General features: G+C 63.4%; 19 protein-coding genes. 5 read left to right on the forward strand and 14 right to left on the reverse strand.

The annotated features are described in order from the left end of the window. Window positions 1-69: 69 nt before the first annotated feature. The 4 genes from AWB72_RS00875 to AWB72_RS00890 form a co-directional block, all read right to left on the reverse strand. Window positions 70-1,290 (reverse strand): ABC transporter substrate-binding protein, encoded by a 1,221-nt coding sequence (locus tag AWB72_RS00875; protein ID WP_040052819.1) that lies wholly within the window; start codon window positions 1,288-1,290, stop codon window positions 70-72. A gap of 88 nt (window positions 1,291-1,378) precedes the next feature. Beyond that, window positions 1,379-2,140, reverse strand: coding sequence for an ABC transporter ATP-binding protein (locus tag AWB72_RS00880; RefSeq protein ID WP_040052818.1), 762 nt, complete (start codon window positions 2,138-2,140; stop codon window positions 1,379-1,381). After that, on the reverse strand, window positions 2,137-2,916 hold the full coding sequence (locus tag AWB72_RS00885; RefSeq protein WP_087127909.1) for an ABC transporter ATP-binding protein: 780 nt from the start codon (window positions 2,914-2,916) through the stop codon (window positions 2,137-2,139). Before AWB72_RS00885 ends, AWB72_RS00880 begins: the two co-directional genes overlap by 4 nt. Window positions 2,917-3,224: 308 nt before the next feature. After that, entirely contained in the window at window positions 3,225-4,901 is a 1,677-nt protein-coding gene (locus AWB72_RS00890) for a GMC family oxidoreductase (RefSeq protein WP_040052817.1), read from the reverse strand. Window positions 4,902-5,319: 418 nt separating this feature from the next. Here AWB72_RS00890 and AWB72_RS00895 point away from each other — a divergent pair, with 418 nt between their 5' ends. Continuing rightward, a complete protein-coding gene (locus tag AWB72_RS00895) occupies window positions 5,320-6,222 on the forward strand; it encodes a LysR family transcriptional regulator (protein WP_087127771.1) in 903 nt (300 codons plus the stop codon). Window positions 6,223-6,281: 59 nt separating this feature from the next. Further along, window positions 6,282-6,821 carry a class IV adenylate cyclase gene (locus AWB72_RS00900; protein ID WP_040052815.1) on the forward strand — a complete coding sequence of 180 codons (540 nt, stop codon included), beginning with the start codon at window positions 6,282-6,284 and terminating at the stop codon, window positions 6,819-6,821. Here AWB72_RS00900 and AWB72_RS00905 read toward each other — a convergent pair. After that, a complete protein-coding gene (locus AWB72_RS00905; RefSeq protein ID WP_040052814.1) occupies window positions 6,797-7,282 on the reverse strand; it encodes an Lrp/AsnC family transcriptional regulator in 486 nt (161 codons plus the stop codon). The genes AWB72_RS00900 and AWB72_RS00905 overlap by 25 nt on opposite strands. Before the next feature lie 492 nt (window positions 7,283-7,774). Here AWB72_RS00905 and AWB72_RS00910 point away from each other — a divergent pair, with 492 nt between their 5' ends. Both AWB72_RS00910 and AWB72_RS00915 read left to right on the forward strand, forming a co-directional pair. Next, the gene (locus AWB72_RS00910; RefSeq protein WP_035962098.1) at window positions 7,775-8,461 is read left to right on the forward strand and encodes a response regulator transcription factor; all 687 of its coding nucleotides are present in this window, start codon (window positions 7,775-7,777) and stop codon (window positions 8,459-8,461) included. An 89-nt stretch (window positions 8,462-8,550) separates the two neighbouring features. Further along, window positions 8,551-10,020: a sensor histidine kinase gene (locus AWB72_RS00915; protein WP_040052885.1), complete on the forward strand. Its 1,470-nt coding sequence runs from the start codon at window positions 8,551-8,553 to the stop codon at window positions 10,018-10,020. 9 nt (window positions 10,021-10,029) lie between these two features. Here AWB72_RS00915 and AWB72_RS00920 read toward each other — a convergent pair whose 3' ends face one another. The 7 genes from AWB72_RS00920 to mnmC1 form a co-directional block, all read right to left on the reverse strand. Then, complete coding sequence (locus tag AWB72_RS00920) at window positions 10,030-10,482, reverse strand: SET domain-containing protein (protein WP_040052813.1); 453 nt, start codon at window positions 10,480-10,482, stop codon at window positions 10,030-10,032. Window positions 10,483-10,629: 147 nt separating this feature from the next. Next, the gene (locus AWB72_RS00925) at window positions 10,630-11,742 is read right to left on the reverse strand and encodes an NADH:flavin oxidoreductase/NADH oxidase (RefSeq protein WP_040052812.1); all 1,113 of its coding nucleotides are present in this window, start codon (window positions 11,740-11,742) and stop codon (window positions 10,630-10,632) included. 72 nt (window positions 11,743-11,814) lie between these two features. Then, entirely contained in the window at window positions 11,815-12,531 is a 717-nt protein-coding gene (locus AWB72_RS00930; protein ID WP_040052811.1) for a glutamine amidotransferase, read from the reverse strand. Between the two features lie 153 nt (window positions 12,532-12,684). Then, window positions 12,685-13,329 (reverse strand): MarR family winged helix-turn-helix transcriptional regulator, encoded by a 645-nt coding sequence (locus AWB72_RS00935; RefSeq protein WP_040052810.1) that lies wholly within the window; start codon window positions 13,327-13,329, stop codon window positions 12,685-12,687. A 716-nt stretch (window positions 13,330-14,045) separates the two neighbouring features. Further along, window positions 14,046-15,161 carry a YbdK family carboxylate-amine ligase gene (locus tag AWB72_RS00940; RefSeq protein WP_040052809.1) on the reverse strand — a complete coding sequence of 372 codons (1,116 nt, stop codon included), beginning with the start codon at window positions 15,159-15,161 and terminating at the stop codon, window positions 14,046-14,048. A gap of 40 nt (window positions 15,162-15,201) precedes the next feature. Further along, window positions 15,202-16,404: a cation:proton antiporter gene (locus AWB72_RS00945; protein WP_040052808.1), complete on the reverse strand. Its 1,203-nt coding sequence runs from the start codon at window positions 16,402-16,404 to the stop codon at window positions 15,202-15,204. A gap of 777 nt (window positions 16,405-17,181) precedes the next feature. Beyond that, entirely contained in the window at window positions 17,182-18,987 is a 1,806-nt protein-coding gene (gene mnmC1 / locus AWB72_RS00950; protein ID WP_040052807.1) for an FAD-dependent 5-carboxymethylaminomethyl-2-thiouridine(34) oxidoreductase MnmC1, read from the reverse strand. A 502-nt stretch (window positions 18,988-19,489) separates the two neighbouring features. Between mnmC1 and AWB72_RS00955 the strand changes: the two genes are divergently transcribed. Beyond that, the gene (locus AWB72_RS00955) at window positions 19,490-19,768 is read left to right on the forward strand and encodes an HU family DNA-binding protein (protein WP_035962086.1); all 279 of its coding nucleotides are present in this window, start codon (window positions 19,490-19,492) and stop codon (window positions 19,766-19,768) included. A 184-nt stretch (window positions 19,769-19,952) separates the two neighbouring features. Here AWB72_RS00955 and AWB72_RS00960 read toward each other — a convergent pair whose 3' ends face one another. Further along, window positions 19,953-21,173 carry a GTP-binding protein gene (locus tag AWB72_RS00960; protein ID WP_040052806.1) on the reverse strand — a complete coding sequence of 407 codons (1,221 nt, stop codon included), beginning with the start codon at window positions 21,171-21,173 and terminating at the stop codon, window positions 19,953-19,955. Window positions 21,174-21,331: 158 nt separating this feature from the next. Next, complete coding sequence (locus AWB72_RS00965; RefSeq protein WP_052450100.1) at window positions 21,332-21,778, reverse strand: lytic transglycosylase domain-containing protein; 447 nt, start codon at window positions 21,776-21,778, stop codon at window positions 21,332-21,334. Between the last annotated feature and the right edge of the window lie 227 nt (window positions 21,779-22,005).

Here is a 22,005-nt window from a genome sequence, read left to right on the forward strand (position 1 = left end):
AACCGCCGTCAGAAACGTTGTGGCGACGGGCGGCCCGCGAGCCGCCCGCCACGTCTGCTCACCGAAAACTTACTTCCAGGCCGCGCAGCGCGATTCCGCCTTCGTGCCGAACGCCTGATCGCCCGGAATCGTCGCCGTGATCTTGTAGTAGTCCCACGGTTCTTTGGATTCCGAAGGTTTCTTCACTTCCATCAGGTACATGTCGTGGATCATCGCGCCGTCCTGGCGGATGTAGCCCTTCGCGTAGAAGTCGTCGATCTTCGTCTTCTTCATCTCGGCCATGACCTTGTCGTTGTCCGTGCTGCCCACCGCTTTCACGGCCTTCAGATACGTCGTGACGGCGGAGTAGTCGGCGGCCTGAAGACTCGTCGGCATCTTCTTCATCTTCGCGAAGTAGCGCTTCGCCCATTCGCGCGTCTTGTCGTCCTTGTTCCAGTACCAGCTATCCGTCGCGACGAGACCTTGCGTCGTTTCGAGGCCCAGGCTGTGGATGTCCGACAGGAAGATGAGCAGCGCAGCGATCTTCATCGACTTGTTGATGCCGAATTCCTTCGCGGCCTTGATCGAGTTGATCGTGTCGCCGCCCGCGTTCGCCAAGCCGAGCACTTGCGCCTTCGATCCTTGCGCCTGCAACAGGAACGACGAGAAGTCCGACGCCGACAGCGGATGACGCACCGCGCCCAGCACCTGGCCGCCGTTGGCCTTCACGACATCCGACGTGTTCTTTTCCAGCGCCTTGCCGAACGCGTAGTCGGCGGTGAGGAAGTACCACGTCTTGCCGCCCTGCTTCGTCACCGCAGAACCGGTGCCCTTGGCGAGCGCCATCGTGTCGTAGGCGTAGTGGACGGTGTACGGCGAGCACTGCTCGTTCGTGAGGTTGTCCGCGCCCGCGCCGATGTTGATGTACGGCACCTTCTTTTCCGCCGACACTTGCGCGGTGGAGAGCGCGGTGGCCGAGTTGGTGCCGCCGATGATCACGTTCACGCCGTCACGGTCGATCCACTCGCGCGCGCGCGATGCCGCGATGTCCGCCTTGTTCTGGTGATCCGCGTACACGAGTTCGATCGGCTTGCCGTTCACCTTGCCGCCGAAATCGGCGATCGCCATGCGGATGGCTTCGAGGCCGCCTTGTCCGTCGATGTCGGCGTAGAGGCCCGACAAGTCGGTGACGAAGCCGATCTTGACGCTGTTGGCATCGGCCGCCTGCGCGCCGCTGCTCATCAGCGTCACACTCGCCGCCGCAGCCGCAAAACAAAGAGTAGAGAGGCGCGCGAGGGTCTTCTTTTTCATTCCAGTCTCCGTGAGTTTTGGTTCTTGCCGTGTTACTGGTCGTGCCTGTTGCCCTACTGCGATGCAGTCTTTGCCGCGTTGCCGGCGATCACACGCCGAGCAGTTCGTGCAGCACCGGCATCTTCGCTTCGAGTTCCCCCGCACCGAAATGCTCGACGATGTTCCCGTGCTCCATCACATAGAAGCGGTCCGCGAGCGGCGCCGCGAAACGAAAATTCTGTTCGACCATCACGATGGTGTAGCCGCGCGCCTTGAGCATGAGGATCATCCGCGCGAGTGTCTGCACGATGACGGGCGCGAGGCCCTCCGAGATTTCATCGAGCAGGAGAAGATTGGCGCCCGTTCGCAGAATGCGCGCGACGGCGAGCATTTGCTGTTCGCCGCCTGACAGACGCGTGCCCTGGCTCGCGCGCCGTTCCTGCAGGTTCGGAAACATGGCATAGAGCTCGTCGAGCGGCATCGCTTCCTTCGGATTGCCGACGAGCGGCGGCAGCAGCAGATTCTCTTCGCACGACAGGCTCGAAAAGATGCCGCGCTCTTCCGGGCAATAGCCGACGCCGAAGTGCGCGATCTTGTGCGTCGGCAGCCCGATGGTCTCGCGTCCGCCGACGCGAATGGAGCCCGTGCGCCGGCCGGTGAGGCCCATGATGGCGCGCAGCGTGGTCGTGCGTCCGGCGCCGTTGCGGCCGAGCAGCGTGACCACTTCGCCGCGATTCACCTTCAGATCGACGCCATGCAGGATGTGCGATTCCCCGTACCACGCCTGCAATCCCGCGATTTCCAGCGCAGGCGCATTGCCCGCCGCGCCGTTCGCCTCGCGCGAGCGGCGCTCTTCCACGATCGTACTCATGCGTGCGCTCCGGTGAGCGCCGCATCGGCGCTGCCCATGTAGGCTTCCATCACCAGCGGATTCTTCGACACTTCCGCGTAGTTGCCTTCCGCGAGCACTTCGCCGCGCTGAAGCACGGTGATGGTGTCGGAGATGCCGGCGATCACGTTCATGTTGTGTTCGACCATCAGGATCGTGCGCCCCGCCGATACTTTCTTGATGAGCGCCGTCACGCGATCGACATCTTCGTGGCCCATGCCTTGCGTCGGTTCGTCGAGCAGCATGAGTTCGGGCTCCATCGAAAGCGTCGTCGCGATTTCGAGCGCGCGCTTGCGTCCGTACGAAAGCTCGACGGTTTTCGTATCGGCGAAATCGGTGAGGCCGACTTGTGTGAGCAGGTCCATCGCGCGATCGTTCAGGGCATCGAGCGAACGTTCGCTGCGCCAGAACTGAAACGACGTGCCGAGCTGACGCTGCAAGCCGATACGCACGTTCTGCAGCACGCTCAAATGCGGGAACACGGCGGAAATCTGGAACGAACGGATGATGCCGCGTCGCGCGATATGGGCGGGACGTTCGCGCGTGATATCGGTACCGTTGAAGACGATCTGCCCCGCCGAGGGTTCGAGAAACTTGGTGAGCAGATTGAAGCAAGTGGTCTTGCCCGCGCCGTTCGGGCCGATCAGCGCATGGATCGAGCCACGGCGCACGCGCAGGTTCACGCCATTCACGGCCGTGAAGCCTTTGAATTCTTTCGTGAGCCCTCGCGTTTCCAGAATGGTATCGCCGAGAATCATGTCCCCTTCCATGCGAAGTGAGGCGCTAGACGATGAATTCGCCTGCGCCTTATTGTTCTTTCCGCACGCGCCCGAACGTTGTCTCCATTCCGGCGCGGCGTCGCTTCGTGCTGCGACTCTATGTGCATTGCGTGCTGCACAAAGCGGACACGAGGTAAGCCGAGCATCACTTTGATCCGGAGCCATTGTCGCGCCAATGATGCAGCGCAATCATTGGGATTTGCACTAACTCACGCGGCACGCAAAATACCCGTCGATGCACGCGATCGGGGCACGCCGCGTGCTCATGGTCATCGCGCTCGTCACATTCACGCAAGCGCTGATGCGATCACTTCCTGTGTGTGCAGCGTATCGCGGTCTTCGCGGATCATCTGGCTTGCGCGCTCGGCGATCATCAGCGTCGGCGAATTCGTGTTGCCCGATGTGATGACCGGCATCACCGATGCATCCACCACGCGCAGTCCGCGCACGCCGATCACGCGCAAGCGGCTATCGACGACGGCGGCCGGGTCGTTGTCCGTGCCCATGCGGCACGTGCCGACCGGATGAAAGATCGTCGTGCCGATATTGCCCGCTGCTTCGACGAGTTCTTCCTGCGTCTGGAACTGAATGCCCGGCAGAATCTCTTCGGGCGCATGACGCGCAAGCGCCGGCGCGCTCACGATGCGTCGCGTGAGACGCAGCGAGTTCACGGCGATTTCACGGTCACGGTCCGTCGAAAGATAATTCGGCGCGATCAACGGCGCGGCATGCGCATCCGGCGATTCGATATGCACGCTGCCGCGCGATGTCGGGCGCAAATTGCACACGGAAGCCGTGAACGCATTGAACGGATGCAGCGGTTCGCCGAAACGTTCGAGCGACAAAGGCTGCACGTGGTATTCGACATCGGCGCGCTTGATGGATGCATCGTCGGGATTCGACTTGGCGAACACGCCGAGCTGCGATGGCGCCATCGACATCGGGCCGCTTCGCATGAGCGCGTATTGCATGCCGATGAAGAGCTTGCCCCACCAGCGCGCGGACAGCGTGTTCAGCGTGCGCGCGCCGTTCACCTTGTAGGCCATGCGCAGTTGCAAGTGGTCCTGCAGATTTTCGCCGACGCCGCGCAAATGCTGCACGACATCGATGCCGAGCCGCTGCAGCCGCGCGCCATTGCCGATGCCCGATAGTTCGAGGATCTGCGGTGAATTCACCGCGCCCGCGCTCAGCACGACTTCGCATCGCGCCCTTGCGATGAAGTCGGTATCGCCGCCGCGATATTCCACGCCCACGCAACGTGCGCCTTCGAACACAAGCCTTTGCGTATGCGCGCCGGTGATCGTCGTGAGATTCGGGCGCTTCATCGCTTCGCGCAGGAACGCTTTCGCCGCGTTCCATCGGATGCCGCCGCGCTGGTTCACATCGAAATAGCCGACGCCCGTGTTGTCGCCGCGATTGAAGTCATCGGTCGCGGGGATGCCGGTTTGTTGCGCGGCCTGCGCGAAGGTTTCCAGGATCTTCCACTTCAGGCGCTGCTTTTCCACGCGCCATTCGCCGCCCGCGCCGTGCCATTGGTTCTCACCGCCGTGGTGGTCTTCGCTGCGCTTGAAGATCGGCAGGACCGAGTCCCACGACCAGTTCGAATCGCCCGTGATGTGCGCCCAATCGTCGTAGTCTTCGCGCTGGCCGCGCATGTAGATCATGCCGTTGATCGACGAGCATCCTCCCAGGACTTTTCCTCTCGGGTAGGAGAGCGATCGGTTGTTCAGGCCCGGCTCTTTCTGCGTCTTGTACAGCCAGTCGGTGCGCGGGTTGCCTATGCAGTACAAATATCCCACCGGGATGTGGATCCAGTGGTAATCGTCCTTGCCGCCGGCTTCTAGCAGCAGCACGCGCGTGTTCGGGTCCTCCGTCAGGCGGTTCGCCAGCACGCAACCTGCGGTGCCCGCGCCTATCACTATGTAATCGTAGGTGCCCTCTTCTTTTCTTGCTGTCTGTTTCATCTCAATGTCTCCAGTCTCTTTTTTGCCGTCTTTTTTTCTTGCGGCCTTTCGTGTCGGTCTATTAGGTCGCCCCTCCCCGGGGCGGGGGTCACTTTCTTTGCTGCTGCAAAGAAAGTAACCAAAGAAAGCAGCTTTTCTACCGCCCGCTGCACGCCCTGCTCGCTCATTCTTGACGCCTGCCGTGGCACTCGCCTAAGTGTCGCCCTCACAAGCCCCACCCGGCTTGGTGCGAATAGCCACTGGCACATCGCACCTTTCCACTCGCTGGCACAGCACCAAATAGCTCCGCCCCCGCTGCGCGGGCGTTGGGTCGTTCGTCGGCGGTTCTTTTCTTGCTGTCTCTTAGACTAGTGCGAAATTCGCTTTTTAATCCAATCAGATTCGTTCGATCGCGTTATAAGTCGCGCTAATATCACGCATGGACTACACCCTCCTGCGCGCCTTTCTCACCGTCGCCCGCGAAGGCAATCTCACGCGCGCCGCTGCCCAACTCCATCTCACGCAGCCCGCCGTCAGTCTCCAAATCAAAAACCTTCAGGAAATGCTCGGGGTCGTCCTCTTCACCCGAACCTCGCACGGGCTGCTCCTCACCCGCGACGGCGAAGCCCTCCTCCCCCACGCCGAACGTGCTCTCGCCACCGCCGCCGAAGTCCGGCGCGCCGCTGCCGCGCTGCGGCATGAACTCTCCGGGACGCTGCGGATCGGCACTATTCTCGATCCGGAATTTTTGCGGCTCGGCGGATTTCTCCGGCAGTTCGTCGAACGGTATCCGCGCATCGAAACCGCGCTGCGGCACGGCATGTCCGGATGGGTGCTCGAACGCGTCCGCGCACGCGATCTCGACGTCGGCTACTACATCGGCGATCCCGCCATCGACGGCTCACGCGACGGCGACCGCTTTCACGTCGTCCGGCTCACGCCATTCCTGTATCGCGTGCTCGCGCCCGCCGGATGGCACAACCGCGTCAACAAAGGCAAACGCAATTGGGCCACGCTCGCCAAGCTGCCCTGGATCTGGACGCCGCCCGAATCCGCTCACAACCGGCTGCTCTCGCGCGTGTTCCGCGAAGCCGGCGCCACGCCCGTCATCGTCGCCGAAGTCGATCAGGAACCGTCCATGCTCGATCTCGTGAAATCCGGCGTCGGGCTCTCGCTCGCGCGCGATTCCATCGCGCTCGCCCAGGCGCACGCCCATGCGCTCACCATCGTCGATGGCGTCATCGTGCCGACACAACTCTCGTTCGTCGCGCTCGCCGAACGTCGCGACGAACCCGCCATCGCCGCCGCGCTCAAACTCATCGACGCCCAATGGTCCGTGTAACGCACGGGTCACGGTATGCTTGGTACGCTCGGCTTAAGCCCACCAACGGAGACCTTTTCATGGCACGCAACATCGAAATCAAGGCGCGCACGCATCAGTTCGACCAGTTGCGCGAGCGCGCAGCCGCCCTCGCCACCGATGCGCCCCTCGTCTTTCGCCAACAGGATTTCTTCTACGACGTGCCCACCGGCCGCCTCAAGCTGCGCCAGTTCGACGACGGCACGCCGCCCGAACTCATCTTCTACCAACGCGACGATCGCGACGGCCCGAAAGTCTCGTACTACTCGCGCAGCCCCGTGACGAACGCCGAAGCCATGCATACGCTGCTCGCGCAGGCGTTGACGACGCGCGGCATCGTTTCAAAGGAGCGGCATGTTTATCTGGTCGGGCGCACGCGCATTCATCTGGATCGCGTGGACGGACTAGGCGATTTCGTCGAGCTGGAAGTGCTGCTCGGCCAGGACGACGACGAAGCCGGCGGCGAACAGGAAGCGCACGACATGTTCGCGCGGCTGGGCGTCGCGCAAGCGGACCTCGTGCCGGTCGCGTACGTCGATTTGCTGAATCCCGCGCCTCAGGCGGCGTCGCCGGAAAGGTGAGCGAGCGGCAGCGGACCGTTGCGCTTGAACGTCGTCAGCACGATGTTCGAGCGCACGCTATCCACGCCCGGCACGCGCATCAGCTTCTTCATCACGAAGCCGGACAGCGCGTTCAAATCCGGCGCCACGATGCGCAGCAGATAATCCGCGTCGCCGACGGTCGCGTGACATTCGAGCACTTCCGGCAGCGCGTCGATTTCCTGCTGGAACTGCTCGATGACCGAATCGCCATGATGCTTGAGCTTCAGGCTCGTGAACGCCGTCACGCCCAGGCCGAGCTTCTCCGGCCGCAACACCACGCGATAGCCTTCGATCACGCCCGTCGCTTCGAGGCGCTGCAGGCGTCGCCCGATTTGCGACGGCGATAGCGGCACCTGCTCCCCAAGCTGCTGATGCGTGGCGCGCCCGAAACGCTGCAGGACGTCGAGCAGGGCAAGGTCGAAATGATCGAGTTCCAACATGAGGCGGATTCGCGCGAAGGCCCAAGGAAATGCGACTTTAGCGCATCGCCGGGGCACGGATCATCATGACGACGCACTTATACGCATTGGCGCGCGCATATTAATACTTGCTTACATCGCCCAACAAGGTAACGGACGTATTACGAACCGTGACACCCGCGAAAGCCGATCACCCGCGAAAATGTGCCTGTAACCCACCTTTGGAAGGCGATCAAAATCCGCACGTAAGCCGATTCACGGCGTATCTTTCAGTGATGAAGGCGGATTTTTAACCGCTCGTAAACTCCGCGAACGGTGCAAGATACCGCCTGCTGGCGCGCTGGTCGGCGTGCGCGCCCGAAGCGGTACAATCGGCAGCGAATTATTTCGATGTCACCCGCGCGGCGCCGCATGAGAAGTAACGGTTTTGGTCCGGCCGACCCCGCGCTGCCGCCGCCGCCTTGCGCGGCCTGCGCGCCGGATCGCATTCAACCCATTGTACTGAGCGACTTCATGCGAATCCTCCTGATCGAAGACGACCGCCCCATCGCGCGCGGCATTCAAAGCAGCCTCGAGCAATCGGGCTTCACCGTCGACATGGTTCACGACGGCATCTTCGCCGAGCAGGCGCTCGCGCAGAACCGCCACGAACTCGTCATCCTGGATCTGGGCCTGCCCGGCATCGACGGCATGACGCTGCTTTCGCGCTTCCGGCAAGGCAATCGCCACACGCCGGTCATCATCCTCACCGCGCGCGACGAACTGCACGACCGCGTGCAAGGGCTCAACAGCGGCGCCGACGACTACATGCTCAAGCCGTTCGAGCCGCAGGAACTCGAAGCGCGTATCCGCGCGGTGATGCGCCGCAGCGGTCCGCACGGCGACGTGCCGCGCCCCGAAGTCACGCTGGGCGGCTTGCGCCTGTCGGGCGTCGATCGCCGCATCTTCAACGACGAACGCCCGCTCGAACTGTCGCCGCGCGAATTCGCGGTGCTGGAAATGCTGCTGCTGCGTCACGGCCGCGTGGTGAGCAAGGCGCAGTTGCAGGATCACCTGACACACTTCGGTGGCGATCTCGGCGATACGGCGATCGAAGTGTATGTGCATCGCGTGCGCAAGAAGCTCGAAAACACGCGTGTGGAAATCGTGACGGTGCGCGGCTTCGGTTATCTGCTTCAGGAGATCCGGCAGGCGGCGTGATGCATCGCGCGTCGTTGCCGTAAAACGCTTTGCGACTTCCCACCCGGCGCGCGGGCGATCAGCGTTTCGCCCGCGAAGACTGGCTCGATCTGGCGCGATCGACGCCCACCCAACCTCCTGCGCCGCCGAGCCTGCGGCGCACGTTGTTGCGCCGTCTTGCCGCGCCGCTCTCGCTGCTTGCGCTGATGAGCGGCCTCATGGCGTACTGGCTCGCGTGGCAGTACACGCAGCACGTAGTCGACCGCTCGCTCGCCGATCTCGCCACCGCCATCTCGAAGCAAATCCAGCTCGCGGGCGTCGATGCCCCCGTCACCGTTCCGCCGCTCGCCCAGGCGATGTTCTCCGATCCCGTCGAGCAGCTCGTCTACCGCATCAGCACCGGCGACGAGGAAATCGCTGGCGACCCCGAATTGCCGCTCACGGGCACGGCCGTGCGGCGCATTCATTACGCGTACGTCTTCGAGACCCACTACCAGGGCACGAGCGTGCGCGCGGCGCAAGTGCGCGTGCCGCAGCAGACCGGCAATCCGATCGTCGTCGAGGTGGCGCAGCGCGTGGGATCGCGGTATCGCATCGCGGTGGAATTTCTGTTCGCGATCATGATGCCGCTGCTGCTCCTGCTGCTGGCCGGCTGGGTGATCGTGTGGCGCGTCGTGAATCAGCAGTTGAACCCGCTCACCGATCTCGCCGACGCGCTGAATCGCCAGACGCATAGCTCGCTGGAGCCGGTCGACGAATCGCACGTGCCGAGCGAAATCCGCCCGCTCACGAGCGCGATGAACGGCCTGCTCGTGCGTCTGCAAACGGCGCTGGATGCGCAGCGCAAGTTCATCGCCGATGCCGCGCATCAGTTGCGCACGCCGCTCACCGCCGTGAAGCTGCACGCGGAGCAGGCGCTCAGTTCACGCGATCCCGCGAAGGCCGTGGAAGCGGTGAAGGAGTTGCGCGCATCGGCGGACCGCGCGGTGCGGCTGTCGAATCAGTTGTTGTCGCTCGCGCGCGCCGAGCCGGGCGAACAGGCCGCGCGCTTCACGGACTTCGATTTCGCCGCGCTCGCGTTCGAAACCGGCGCCGAATGGGTGCCGCGCGCGCTGGCGGCGCGGGTCGACCTGGGCTTTCAGCGTACCGACGATCCGGAAAACGAGCACCCGATGATCGTGCGCGGCAATATCGTGCTCGTGCGCGAAGTGCTGGCGAATCTCATCGATAACGCGCTCAAGTACGTGCCGCCCGCGCGCTACGAAGGCGCGCGCATCACGCTGACGGTCGGCGACTGGCGCGATCCGCAAGATGCGCGTTTCGGCGAAGTAGTGATCGAGGACAACGGTCCCGGCGTGCCGCCCGATCAGCAACCCGATCTCTTCAAGCGCTTCTTCCGTGGCGACGGCCAGAGCGTGGAAGGCGGCGCGGGACTGGGACTCGCGATCGTGCATGACATCGTGGTGCTGCACGGTGGCAGCGTGCATTACGAAGACGCGCCGGAAGGCGGCGCGCGCTTCATCGTGCGGATACCGCTGAAGGCGCCAGCCGACGCCCGCCCCACGCCTTCCGAGAAGTAAGCGGAGCGCTTATTTCTTTTTGAGCGCGAGCATCGTGCCGCGGCACTTCTTCGCGCCGCAGCGGCACTCGTATTCCTTCTTGAGCTTCTTGGTGATCCGCCCTTCGATCACGAGGCCGTAGTCGTAATTCAGCTCTTCATCCGGATCGATGTCGCGCAGCGCGTGAATGAACACGCGCCCTTCCACTTCCTCGGCTTCGCAGTTCGGCGCGCACGAATGATTGATGTACTTCGCGCTGTTGCCGTCGATCTTGCCGTCGATCACGCGGCCGTCGTCGAGCGCGAAGTAGAAAGTGTGATTCGGTTCGTCCGGATTGTGCGGATGACGGCGCAGCGCTTCCTTCCACGAAATGCGCTCGCCCTTGTATTCCATCACCTTGTCGCCCGCGGCAATCGGCTTCACGGCAAACACGCCCTTGCCATGCACGCCCGAGCGGCGAACGGTGACCTTGCGTGAACTCATCGAACGAATCCTTAATAACGAATCGGTGGGGACGTCATGCGCGCGCGGACGCGGGCATAAAAAAACGCGGTGGCCATGAAGGCACCGCGTTCAACGGTATCGACGGTATCGTACACTCCCGCCCGCTCGCTGCTCAACTGTGTCGAATCAACGCTGCCCGAACGAGATGTCGCCGAACAGATGCTTCTGCTCGCGCGGCTGCGAGCGCCAGTACTGCGGCGGCGCGCTGACGGTCGCGCCAAGCTCGGCGGCCGCGTGCCACGGCCAGCGCGGATCGTAGAGCATGGCACGCGCCATCGCCACGAAGTCGGCCTGCCCGCTCGCGACGATCTCTTCCGCGTGCTTCGCGTCCGTGATCAAGCCGACGGCGATGGTCGTCACGCCCGTCGCTTCCTTGACGGCCTTCGCGAACGGCACCTGATAGCCGGGTTCGAGCGGAATCTTTTGTTGTGGCGATACCCCGCCCGACGACACGTCGATCCAGTCGACGCCCCGCTTCTTCAACTCCGACGCGAACGCGATCGTGTCTTCGATGCCCCATCCGCCTTCGACCCAATCCGTTGCCGAGACACGCACGCCGACGGGCTTGTCGCCGGGAAACGCGGCGCGCACGGCATCGAAGATTTCGAGTGGATAGCGCATGCGGTTCTCGCGCGAGCCGCCGTATTCGTCGGTGCGCTGATTCGCGATCGGCGAGAGAAATTGATGCAGCAAGTAACCGTGCGCCGCGTGAATTTCGAGCGCGTCGATACCGAGGCGTGCCGCGCGCCTCGCCGACGCAACGAACGCTTCCTTCACGCGCAAGAGGCCTGCGGTATCGAGCGCGAGCGGCGGCGTTTCATCGGGCTTGTGCGAAATCGCCGATGGCGCGTGCGTCATCCAGCCGCCATCCGCGACGGAAATGAGCTGGCCGCCTTCCCACGGCGTGTGGCTCGATGCCTTGCGGCCCGCATGCGCGAGCTGCATCGTCACCGCGATGTTGGAGTGCTGGCGGATCGCGGCGAGCACCGGACGCAGCGCCGCTTCGGTCGCGTCGTCCCACAGGCCGAGATCGCCGGGCGTGATGCGTCCGTCAGGCTCGACCGCCGTCGCCTCGATGCACAGCATGCCCGCGCCGGACAGCGCCAGATGGCCGAGATGGATCATGTGCCACGCCTGGGCTTCGCCGCGTTCGGCGGAGTACTGGCACATCGGCGAAACGACAATGCGATTGGGAACCTGCAAACCGCGAAGGGTCGCGGCAGTGAAGAGCGCGCTCATGTCTTAAGCTCATCGCGAAGAAGGAAGCGGTCGAGAATAGCACCGCACTTTTCTTCGTGCAGCGTCGACGGCTCAGGCCGAACGCGGCGCGCCCGGAAACCGGTCGAGCCATTCGCCGAACATCGCACGGGCGGCGGTTTCGAGCGCGGCGCCGTGCCGCGCGGTGGCCTCGCGCAAACCGGCGACCGTTGCGCCGCTCTGCGCGATATCGCCGGGATACGTGATCAGCCAGTTCTCGAAGCGATCCGTCAGCACTTCGGCATGGCATTGCAGCGCGAGCACGTGCTCACCCCACGAGAACGCCTGATGCGCGCACGTTTCGGTCGATGCGAGCAGCGTCGCGCCTTCGGGCAGATCGAACGTGTCGCCGTGCCAGTGGAAGACGGGCACCGAATCGAGATGATTGAGCGGCGATGCCCGGCCCGCTTCGGTCAGCGCAAGCGGCGACCAGCCGAGTTCGAGCGCGCCCGACGAATACACGCGCGCGCCGAGCGCCCGCGCGATCAGTTGCGAGCCGAGACAGATGCCGAGCGTGGGAAGTCCCGCCGCGATGCGTTTTTTGAGCATCGACAGCAGCGGAGCGAGATGGGGATACTGCGCGTCTTCATACGCGCCGATCGGCCCGCCGAGCACGACGAGCAACGACGGATCGAGCGGATTGGGCGCCGCGATGCGCCCGCGCCCGACATCGAGATAACGCACGAGGTGGCCGCGGTCGCCGAGGACCAGTTCCAGACTGCCGAGATCTTCGAAATGGACGTGGCGAATCGCCAGGACTTCATGTTTCATCGGCGCTTCCAGAAATCGACGCGTGGCTCGGAACACAAACGAGGGACGAGCCGCGCCTCGCTGCGAGGCGCGACGGCACAGTCTAACCGACTCGCCGACGCCCCACAGCGCGGAATGCCACCGATGCCGCCGAAGCCGGCGGCCTCATCGAACTCAGGCGATCTGCGCGAAGATCTTCCAGACCTTCTTTTGCTGAGTGAGATCGCCTTCTTCGTATACCGAACAGTCGAGACGGAGATCCGTATCGGCCATGTCGATCTGAAGAAGCGCGCAATGGTGCGGGACCTTCTTCGGATTCTTGCTGACTTCGAGATGCGAGCACGAAAGGCACATGCGGTGCGCCGGAATCTGTTGCTGCGTCTCGAGCTGGCGGATGGTCTTGAGCAGCGAGCGATACAACGACGCCTGCTCCTCTTCGCGCAGCGTGCCGACCGCCTTCGAAAGGAAGTCCGGCCATTGCAGCGCCTTTTTCGCGGCGGTGCGGCCGCGTGCGGTCAGACGGACCGCCAGGGCGCGGCCATCGTCCAGCGCGCGGCGCTTTTCGACGAGCCCCTTGCCTTCGAGCGTGCTCACGGCATCGCTCGTCGTCGCGGCGGTCAGCGCGGTTTCGCGCGCGATCTCGCCCAATCGCATCGGCCCCTTACGCTGCATCAGCAGCACCAGGATTTCACCTTGAGTCGGCGTGAGCCCCGCTCCTTCCGCCCACTCCCATGCCTGGCTGCGCATCGCGGTGCTCAGCCTCAGCAGGCCGTGGGTCACCCGCCCCGTCGCCTGCTCTCCGTAAACGCCTTCACTCATAATATTTCGCTTGTTTTCCGCTTTATAGGTTTCGACGGCATGTTCGCATGAAACCGCGAACCCCTCGTCCCGAAAGCCCGCCCCGATTCACGTTTCCCGTTCGTCGGGATGCCTCCCGGTTCGTGGTCCCCGCCGTCTCAAAATTCAGGCGTACAAAGCCAATTCGCTGTGCCTGAATGGGGACATTGCAACCCTCTTCGTTTTGCGCCTTCTTGTGTGCAGCCGTGGCGCTCATTCGCCGACTATAACCCGCCGTCGCGAAAGTCGCCATTCTAAGCGACTGAGACCAAACGTACACCTTAATTATCCACGCAAAACTGTGGATAACCCGTGGAAAACCGCCTTATTTCGTTGTGAGTGAGGTTTCCATAACGGCCACATCGTGCGCAAGCCCACCTTCCCGGTCACGACGCTTTGCACGAAGGCGGATATCGAGCGCCAAAGGTTGATCGGCGCGTGTCGTGACTCAACTGCGGACTCACCTGCGGCACCGGTCTTTTTCGTTACCGAGTATTACTCAGGTATACGGACGCTGAATGGAAACCTTAAGGACGCCGTTCCGCTTTCCCTCAAAACGATGACGGCGCCAAGTTATTCCATCGACCGACATGCACGCGTTTCATACAGACACGATGCGCGGCCCGAAAAACAAAAAGACCGCTTCGATGCTCCGAAGCGGTCTTTCGACTTCTCATGCTTTCAGCGCGTTAAACGCCTCACGCGCGCCACTGCAGACATTGCTGCCGAACGGCTTCATGCAGCGACTTTTCCTTGTCGAACACGCCGCGCAACCAGGTTGCATCGTTGATGCCGCCGCGTGCAATGTCGGCCACCTGTGCGAGCGCGGCCTGCGAGCCGAGCGCTTCGGCGTGCGGCGCGAGCACGTCGAGCGTCGCGAGAATGTCTTCGGCGATGGTATGCCGCTCGCCCGTCTGCGGATGGACGCACGTGCCCTCCAGCCCGAAGCGGCACGCTTCGAAGCGGTTGAACGTATAGACGAGGTAGTCGTCTTCCTGCGGCATGAGCGGCTTGTCGATCAGCAGATAGCGCGACAGCGTCTGGATGTAGCACGCGATGGCCGCGGCGCGATCGACCGAAAGCGGCGTGTCCATCACGCGGACTTCGATCGTGCCGAAACCCGGCTTCGGCCGAATGTCCCAGTAGAAGTCCTTCATGCTGTTGACGACGCCCGTGTGGACCATCTTCGAGAAATACTCTTCGAAGCTGTCCCACGTCAGCACGAAAGGCGCGCGCCCCGACAGCGGAAACGCGAACACCGAATTGAGCCGCGCCGAGTGAAAGCCCGTATCGACGCCCTGAATGTAAGGCGACGAAGCCGACAGGGCGATGAAATGCGGGATGTAGCGCGACATGGCATGCAGCAGGAACAGCGCGCTATTCGGATTCGGACAGCCGATATGCACGTGCTGCCCGAACACCGTGAATTGCTTGGCCAGATAGCCGTACAGCTCGGAGATGTACTGAAAGCGCGGCGCATCGTAGATCTGCCGGTCGCTCCATTGCTGGAACGCGTGCGTGCCGCCGCCCGCGAGTCCCACGTTCAGCTGATCCGCCGCGGCGACGAGCGTATCGCGGATCTTGCGCAGATCGGTGACGGCCTGCTCGTGCGTCGTGCAGATGCCGGTCGAAAGCTCGATCATGCTTTCGGTGATTTCCGGCGTGATGTTGCCCGGAATCTTTTCGTCCTTGATGAGCCGCATCAGGTCCGATGCGGCGCGTGTCAGATCGTAGTCGTGCGTATTGACGACCTGGATCTCCAGCTCCACGCCGAACGTGAACGGCTCGGAGTCGATGAATGGTTCTAGTGCCATGACGCCTCTTGTTGATCAATGCATGAGCGCCGGCGCGCGCCTATTCGCGGCGCTCGCCGACCGCCGACAAACTACGGTAGACCACGAACGGCGTCGCGATCTGAAGCACGACGATCGAACACATGACGATCGCGCGCAAGGTCGGGTCGTAGTCGGGATAAAGCACGTACATATCGTCGACGAGCAGATACGCAAGCGCCGACATCGGCGTGAGCGCGACGCCCAGCGCCGCGCCCTGCTTCCAGTTGAGTCCGCTCGGCTTGGCGAACATCAGCACGCCGACGAGTTTGCCGATGACGCGCGCGACGATCAGCCCGAGCGCCGCGACGCCGCCGAGCGCGATATCGCGCCAATGGAACGACGTAAGCGTGAGCGCAAACAGGATGACGGTCAGCAGCCATCCCGCCGATCCGAAATGCGCGGGCCACAATTGCGGCCGTTCGTCCGCGTTCTTCACGATGATGCCCGCCGCGAGCAGCGCGAGAATCGTCGAGAGTTTGAAGATGTGCGCCACCGCGATCGCCAGCAGCACGAGGCCGAACAAGGCAACGAAGGAATGCTCATCGTTCGCATTCAGACGCCGATAAAGCATATTGCATGCGCGTGCCAGCAGGAACGCGAGCACGAGCGATCCGATCAGCAAATAGAGCGGCTGAAGAATCGTCGCGAACGTGTTGCCGTAGATTTCCTGATGCAGCACGCCCGCCGCGAGCTTTTCGACGATGACCGCGTACATGCTGTTTAGCGCGGTCAGCGTCATCAGGCGTTGCGTGACCTGGCCTTCCGCGCGCAGTTCGGTCTTGAGCTGGATGACCATCGCGGGCGACGTCGCCATTGCGATCGCGGCGATGACGACGGACGGCATCGTCGGCACTTTCACGAGCATCAGCGCGATGAGCACGAGGCCGAACGTCAGCGTCGATTCCGCGATGCTCGACAAGATCAGATACGGATTGCGGCGAATCCAGCGCAGATCCAGCCGTCCGCCGAGTTCGAAGAGCAAAAGTCCGAGCGCGACATCGAGCAGCGGACGCGACAGCCCGCCCGCGCTGGCGTCGATCACGCCGAGGCCGGCGTTGCCCGCGATCAGCCCGATCACCGCATAGCCCGTGATGCGCGGCAGCCGCCACGCGCGCCACAGCAGTTCTCCGGCGAGACCCGCCGTGACGAGCGCGAGACCGGCCCAGAGAATGGCGTCGGGTTCGAGCGGCCACGCGGGCAGAAATGAAAATGCCGAATTCATCTTGGGGGCTTCTCCTTCGTTGCTGCAGCAGAGGACACGCTCGATCGCATGAGTTCGCTCGTCACAGCGAGACTCGCGGGCGGCGTCGATGCGCGACCCGTCGATTGAGCGTTGCTTCAGTTATTCATTCAGGCGAAACGAAATCGACCGAACACGGCGTCACGGACGAGCCGTGCGAGCCATTCGACGCGTCCGGCTCCAGATACGGCCTTGCTCGCATCTCTACTCTTGGAAAAGCATCTGCGATGCTTCGGCGCAAACGCTGGCCGGACTCAGTAAACGACGTTGCGGCTTGATGATCGGATTGTCGATTCGCAAGCATCGTTCCATTGAAGCGCCCGCCGGTGACCGGCGCGACGCAGGAAGAAGCGCGATTGTGCCACACCACGCTCCTGGCGACAGAACTGCAACCTCATGATTCTTATGAAGTAAAAGCGACTGCCAAGTTCCATCGAGACGGAAAGGCTGACCGGATTCGACTTCGATGTTGCGCTTCCGGTGGCTTCGCCTTCAGGTGTTTACAGGTTTACCGTATATATACGTAGTCGTAGTTAACAAGGCGCGGCCGCGCCTGTGGACAACCTGCGTTTACCGCAACGAATCAACGATCTGCACCCGGAAGAACCGCGCGGTAAACATGTTCGCGCCGCGCCGTTAACCCGGAACAACTTTTGGCCGCCGAAACGGCGTCACCGGTTTGTCCCGTTTACGTGCACAACGCGTGCACAGCTCTTTCTGACGCAATCCGCCGGGTTATCCACAGCGTTTCGAGGATAACTACGCCGCGCCGATCGCTCCGTGACGTAACGCTCGCAAAAAGAAACGCGCCGGATCGACGGCTTCGGCGAGTTCGCGTTCGATCGGCCACGGCTCGCCTTCCATCTGCGAGGCGATGAGCTCCGCCGCGAGCGTCGCCCAGATGAGGCCGCGCGAGCCGAACGCGAACGCGCCGTAAAGACCGTCGCTGCGCGGCAGATCCAGCGGCCACGCGCCCGATAGGCGATGCGCGTCGCGGCGGGCGGCGGTTTCGTCGGCGAGCTGGCCGATCATCGGCATGCGGTCGCTCGTCACGCAGCGAAACGCCACGCGCCCGTGCGACACCGATGCGCTTTGCAGCGCCGGCAACATGCGTCCGACGCGCTCAATGTTTTCCAGATGCCCCGCTTCGCGCAGGTGCGGATCGGTGTCGTCGATGTCGTAGGTCGCGCCGATCAACGTGCGCCGTTCGCCGAGCGGCACCGCGTATCCGTCGCCGATGACGGGCACGCGCAGCGCATCGAGTGCACTGGCGTCGAGCATCGAAAGCTGGCCGCGCACGCCGCGCGTCGGATCGCCGAAAAGATGGCCGAGCCGCGCGGCGTCGTGCGCGTTCGCCAGCACGACGACCGGCGCCTGCGCGATCACCGCGCCGCTCGCATCGAACGCGCGCCAATCGCGGCCGTCGCGTTCGATGCGCGCCACTTCCGTGTTCCAGCGCGCGGCGAGCGCATCGCCGGCGGCGGCGAGTTGCGCCGCGCAGACGGCGGCCGGCGAAATGGCGCCGCCGTGCGGGAAGAACCATCCGCCGCGCGCGACGTCGACGCCCGCCACGCGCGAGGCTTCGTCACGCGACATTGCGGCGACGTACTCGCGCGGGTAGCCGAATCGCTCGATGGCGGCGGCGAGGGCTTGCGCGTCTTCGTGCGTATCGGCGATTTGCAGCAGGCCCGCGCGGCTGCGGCGCAGGTCGTGGCCGGCGGCTTCGAGCGCGTGCCATTTGCCGAGCGTGTGGAGAAAGGCGGCGCGCGTCAGCCGTGCGGCGATGCTGTCGTCGCGCCAGACGATCGGGTGAAAGACGCCCGCCGGATTTCCCGATGCATCGCGCGCGGGCGACGCATGACGGTCGATGAGCGTGACGCGCCATCCACGCGACGCGAGCGCCGATGTCGCGGCGCAGCCCGCGAGTCCCGCGCCGATCACAATGGCTTCGCGTGTCGGCGCATCGCAGGCGGTCGGCGGTTCGTGACGGCGGACTCGCCAGCGCGGCGCGAAGCGGCCCGTGATGCCATCGGGCGTGGCGGCGGTGTCGAAGCCGGAACCGGTGAGCAATTTCAGCAGCGCGGCTTGCGCGGGCTCGGGTGCTGAAGCGGTGACCGTCGCGCCGTCGGCGGCGAAGCGCGCGAGCGTCTTGCAGAGCTTGCGCGGATCGTCGTGTTGCGATGCGTCGAAGTGGAAGGCATCCGCGCGCAGCCACAGTCTCGACAGCATGTCGTCTTCATCGCCGATAGCGAGCGTCAGCACGACGCGACCCGCATCGAATTCCACGCGATGCACGCCCGGAACCCGCAAGGGCAGCGCTCGCGCGAGTTCGATCGCGAGCGGGTCGTTACCGTGCGGCGCATCAGGCGGCGCGGTCGCCACGAGATGAAGGCGCTCGCTGCGCTCATCGCACGCGCGCCATCGACGCCATACCGCGAACAAAGCGCTTGGGCTGCCGAAACGCGCATCGGCATCGACGAACGTGAAGCTGCGCTTGCCTCTCCAGCGCGCGGAAAGAGTGTGGAATGCGAGCAGCGGTTCGCAGGGCGGCGATGTTTCGGTCATGCGTCGGGCATCGGTGATGAGATCAACTCGACACTGTATCGCCCGCGCCTCGCGAAGACCGAAAGACGATCCTTGGCCCACGCGTCAGCACGCATCGAAGCCAGTCGCGACAAGGCATCCGGCGCTCCCGGGCAAGGCTTTTTCCGCCTGAACGTTGGCAAAAACCAACGCGCGGCGGCGAATCGAGCATCCGCTCGGAAAGGACTCGCCGGCTCGCGAAGATCGCGCGTCAAAAAGCCGTCCGCAACCCCTCGTTACATAAGGGTAAATCTTTGAAACCCTTGTCCTGATTGGATTTGCGCTGCGCTATCATACGAAGCGCCGCGTTCGAAGGCGGCGCGAGGGCTTTGATGTGAGGCAATGCCAGTGAAGTGGCGCGAAACCGCGCCATTCGTCCGGCGGGCACGCCAGAAGGCCGCCCCTACTCGACTGCACGGCTTGCGCACGTATAATCGGCGCGTTCGCGCTGTTCGTGTCAACCTAAACTGATAAAGGAACCTTAATGAACAAACAGGAATTGATCGACGCCGTAGCCGCTCAGACCGGCGCCAGCAAAGCTCAAACGGGCGAAACGCTCGACACGTTGCTCGAAGTGATCAAGAAGGCTGTCTCGAAAGGTGACGCGGTGCAGTTGATCGGTTTCGGCAGCTTCGGTTCGGGAAAGCGCGCAGCGCGCACCGGCCGTAACCCGAAGACCGGCGAATCCATCAAGATTCCGGCGGCAAAGACGGTCAAGTTCACGGCCGGCAAGGCATTCAAGGACGCAGTGAACAAGAAGTAAGCTTCTTGCCGTGTGGCGCTTCCCGCAACGTTGCGCAGCGCCTCCCAGCACTTCAAGCACTTCCAGTAGTACCGCCTTGCAGCGCCTCTAGCAGCACCTGTTAGTCAGGTTCTTCCGCATGTGCGGAGATAAGCCGGAGACCACGAAGTTCGTAAACCCGCCATCGGCGGGTTTTTTTTCGTCCTTAGTGCCCGCGATCGTCGCAGCGGCAGTCGGGGCCGTGATCGTGGTCATGTTCGTGCGCATGATCGTGATCGCCGTGTTCGTGGTCGTGCTCTTCCACGTCCCACGCGGGAAACGGATCGCTCAAGCGCTGCCAGCTTTGCGCGCCTGCCGCCCATTCGTCGTCGGTGAGCAGGCATGCGTCGAACTTGCGACGCCAAGCGTCGGCATCGAGATCCAGTCCGATCAGCACCAGCTCCTGCCGCCGGTCGCCGATGCTGTTGTCATCCGGATCGCCGAACCATTCCGCGACGATCTCCGCTTCGAGTTCGGGATCGTCCGTCGGCCATTCGCTGCGGTCTTGCGCCGCCCACCACACGCCCGCCGGGCCATGACGCAGCGTGCCGCCCGCCTGCGACAGCGATCCGCCCACGACACTGCGCGTCGCGAGCCAGAAGAAGCCCTTCGCGCGCAGCACGTCCGGCCATTCCTGATGCAGCAGATTCCAGAGCCGCTCCGGATGAAACGGCCTGCGCGCGCGATACACGAAATGCCCGACGCCCGCGGCATCGGAAGTCTCGGACGCATCGGATTCGTGTTCGCCGTTCAGAATCGCGAGCCAGCCGGGGGCGCTCGCCGTCGTATCGAGGTCGAAGCGGCCGGTATCGATCACTTCGTCGAAAGGCGCTCGGCCGTACTGCGCGCGGATCTGCACGGCGCGCGGATTCAGCCCGCGCAGCACGCGCGAAAGCTTTTCGACTTCCTCTTCGCCGACGAGATCCGTCTTGTTCAGCACGATCACATCGCAGAATTCGATCTGCTCGACGAGCGTTTCGACGACCGTCTTGCCTTCTTCGCCGTCATCGTCGCCGCTAGCAATGCCGCGCTCCGCCAGCGAATCCGCCGATGCGTAATCGCGCATGAAGCTCGTCGCATCGACGACGGTCACGAACGTATCGAGATGCGCGCGGCCGGCGAGCGCGGCCTGATCGTCGTCGCCGAAAGCGAGGTGCTCGGCGATGTCCATCGGATTGGCGATGCCCGTCGATTCGATCACGATCGCATCGAAACGCTGCTGTTCCGCGAGTTCGATGATCGCCTGTTCCATGTCGTGCAGCGAACGGCCCGCGATCGCCCCGACGCGCACGTTCTGGCCGTTGGCGAGGAGCGCATCGAGCAGCGTGGTCTTGCCCGCGCCGACGAAGCCCGAAAGCACGGTGACTGGCAGTGGTGTCTGGTTCATTGCGAGGGATCAGTGGAAGTGCGGCAGGAAATGCTCGCGGATCGAGCGGCGGCATGCGGCGAGCGCGTCGCGGCGTGGTGCGACGCGCTTCGGTCGAAGCAACGATTTTGCATCAAATGTGACGAAAGCGGCGCGCGCCGTCCGTCCGATGGCGGGATTTACTTCGAGGCCTGCAGCAGCTTCCAGCGCCGCAGAATTTCGATGATCTGCGCCGAGTATTTGTCGCGCAGCGCAGGCGTTTCGGAATGGTAAGCACCGACCGCCTGCCAGGAATTGCCGTACTTGTTCATTTTCTGGCGCAGATGCCAGGCCGCGACGTAGACGCTTTTGCACGGCTCCATGAGCGTGCCGCTGGAAATGCCGTATTGCGACAGCGTGTTCAGGTGGATGGAGTTGATCTGCATCAGCCCGTAGTCCGTCGAGCCGTTGGCGTTCTTGTTGATGGCGTCGGGCCGGTTGTGCGATTCCTGCCAGGCGATGGCGCGCAGTATGAGCGGATTTACCTTCTGATACTTCGCCGCTTCGTCGAAACAGTCGGCGTGAGCGGACGCGGCCGCGCACATCGCGCCGCACGCTATCACAGGTAATCGCAGGAATCTCTTCATCGTGTTTCTACTCCATCCGCCCGGTGCGGAACGTCATGCCGCCGACGCGGCGCGCCAAGCGCCCACGTCAGAAAATTCAATGTCCGAGCCGGAGCGTCATCGGGAAAACCCACCCGTTACGCACGCGCCGGTCAAGCGGAACCGCCCGTATCATACCGGCTGACGTTTCAGGCCATAAGTTGGCTAGCCGACATAGGTCCGAGGGAACGCGGGAAGTGAAACAATCG

Origin of the sequence: Caballeronia concitans (genome assembly GCF_001544615.1) — a bacterium.
Classification (GTDB): domain Bacteria; phylum Pseudomonadota; class Gammaproteobacteria; order Burkholderiales; family Burkholderiaceae; genus Caballeronia; species Caballeronia concitans.

Excerpts from the sequence above, each read along its gene's own strand:
- AWB72_RS00875 (WP_040052819.1), bottom strand. The coding sequence starts at position 1,290 with ATGAAAAAGAAGACCCTCGCGCGCCTCTCTACTCTTTGTTTTGCGGCT.
- AWB72_RS00880 (WP_040052818.1), bottom strand. The coding sequence starts at position 2,140 with ATGAGTACGATCGTGGAAGAGCGCCGCTCGCGCGAGGCGAACGGCGCG.
- AWB72_RS00885 (WP_087127909.1), bottom strand. The coding sequence starts at position 2,916 with ATGATTCTCGGCGATACCATTCTGGAAACGCGAGGGCTCACGAAAGAA.
- AWB72_RS00890 (WP_040052817.1), bottom strand. The coding sequence starts at position 4,901 with ATGAAACAGACAGCAAGAAAAGAAGAGGGCACCTACGATTACATAGTG.
- AWB72_RS00895 (WP_087127771.1), top strand. The coding sequence starts at position 5,320 with ATGGACTACACCCTCCTGCGCGCCTTTCTCACCGTCGCCCGCGAAGGC.
- AWB72_RS00900 (WP_040052815.1), top strand. The coding sequence starts at position 6,282 with ATGGCACGCAACATCGAAATCAAGGCGCGCACGCATCAGTTCGACCAG.
- AWB72_RS00905 (WP_040052814.1), bottom strand. The coding sequence starts at position 7,282 with ATGTTGGAACTCGATCATTTCGACCTTGCCCTGCTCGACGTCCTGCAG.
- AWB72_RS00910 (WP_035962098.1), top strand. The coding sequence starts at position 7,775 with ATGCGAATCCTCCTGATCGAAGACGACCGCCCCATCGCGCGCGGCATT.
- AWB72_RS00920 (WP_040052813.1), bottom strand. The coding sequence starts at position 10,482 with ATGAGTTCACGCAAGGTCACCGTTCGCCGCTCGGGCGTGCATGGCAAG.
- AWB72_RS00925 (WP_040052812.1), bottom strand. The coding sequence starts at position 11,742 with ATGAGCGCGCTCTTCACTGCCGCGACCCTTCGCGGTTTGCAGGTTCCC.
- AWB72_RS00930 (WP_040052811.1), bottom strand. The coding sequence starts at position 12,531 with ATGAAACATGAAGTCCTGGCGATTCGCCACGTCCATTTCGAAGATCTC.
- AWB72_RS00935 (WP_040052810.1), bottom strand. The coding sequence starts at position 13,329 with ATGAGTGAAGGCGTTTACGGAGAGCAGGCGACGGGGCGGGTGACCCAC.
- AWB72_RS00940 (WP_040052809.1), bottom strand. The coding sequence starts at position 15,161 with ATGGCACTAGAACCATTCATCGACTCCGAGCCGTTCACGTTCGGCGTG.
- AWB72_RS00945 (WP_040052808.1), bottom strand. The coding sequence starts at position 16,404 with ATGAATTCGGCATTTTCATTTCTGCCCGCGTGGCCGCTCGAACCCGAC.
- mnmC1 (WP_040052807.1), bottom strand. The coding sequence starts at position 18,987 with ATGACCGAAACATCGCCGCCCTGCGAACCGCTGCTCGCATTCCACACT.
- AWB72_RS00955 (WP_035962086.1), top strand. The coding sequence starts at position 19,490 with ATGAACAAACAGGAATTGATCGACGCCGTAGCCGCTCAGACCGGCGCC.
- AWB72_RS00960 (WP_040052806.1), bottom strand. The coding sequence starts at position 21,173 with ATGAACCAGACACCACTGCCAGTCACCGTGCTTTCGGGCTTCGTCGGC.
- AWB72_RS00965 (WP_052450100.1), bottom strand. The coding sequence starts at position 21,778 with ATGAAGAGATTCCTGCGATTACCTGTGATAGCGTGCGGCGCGATGTGC.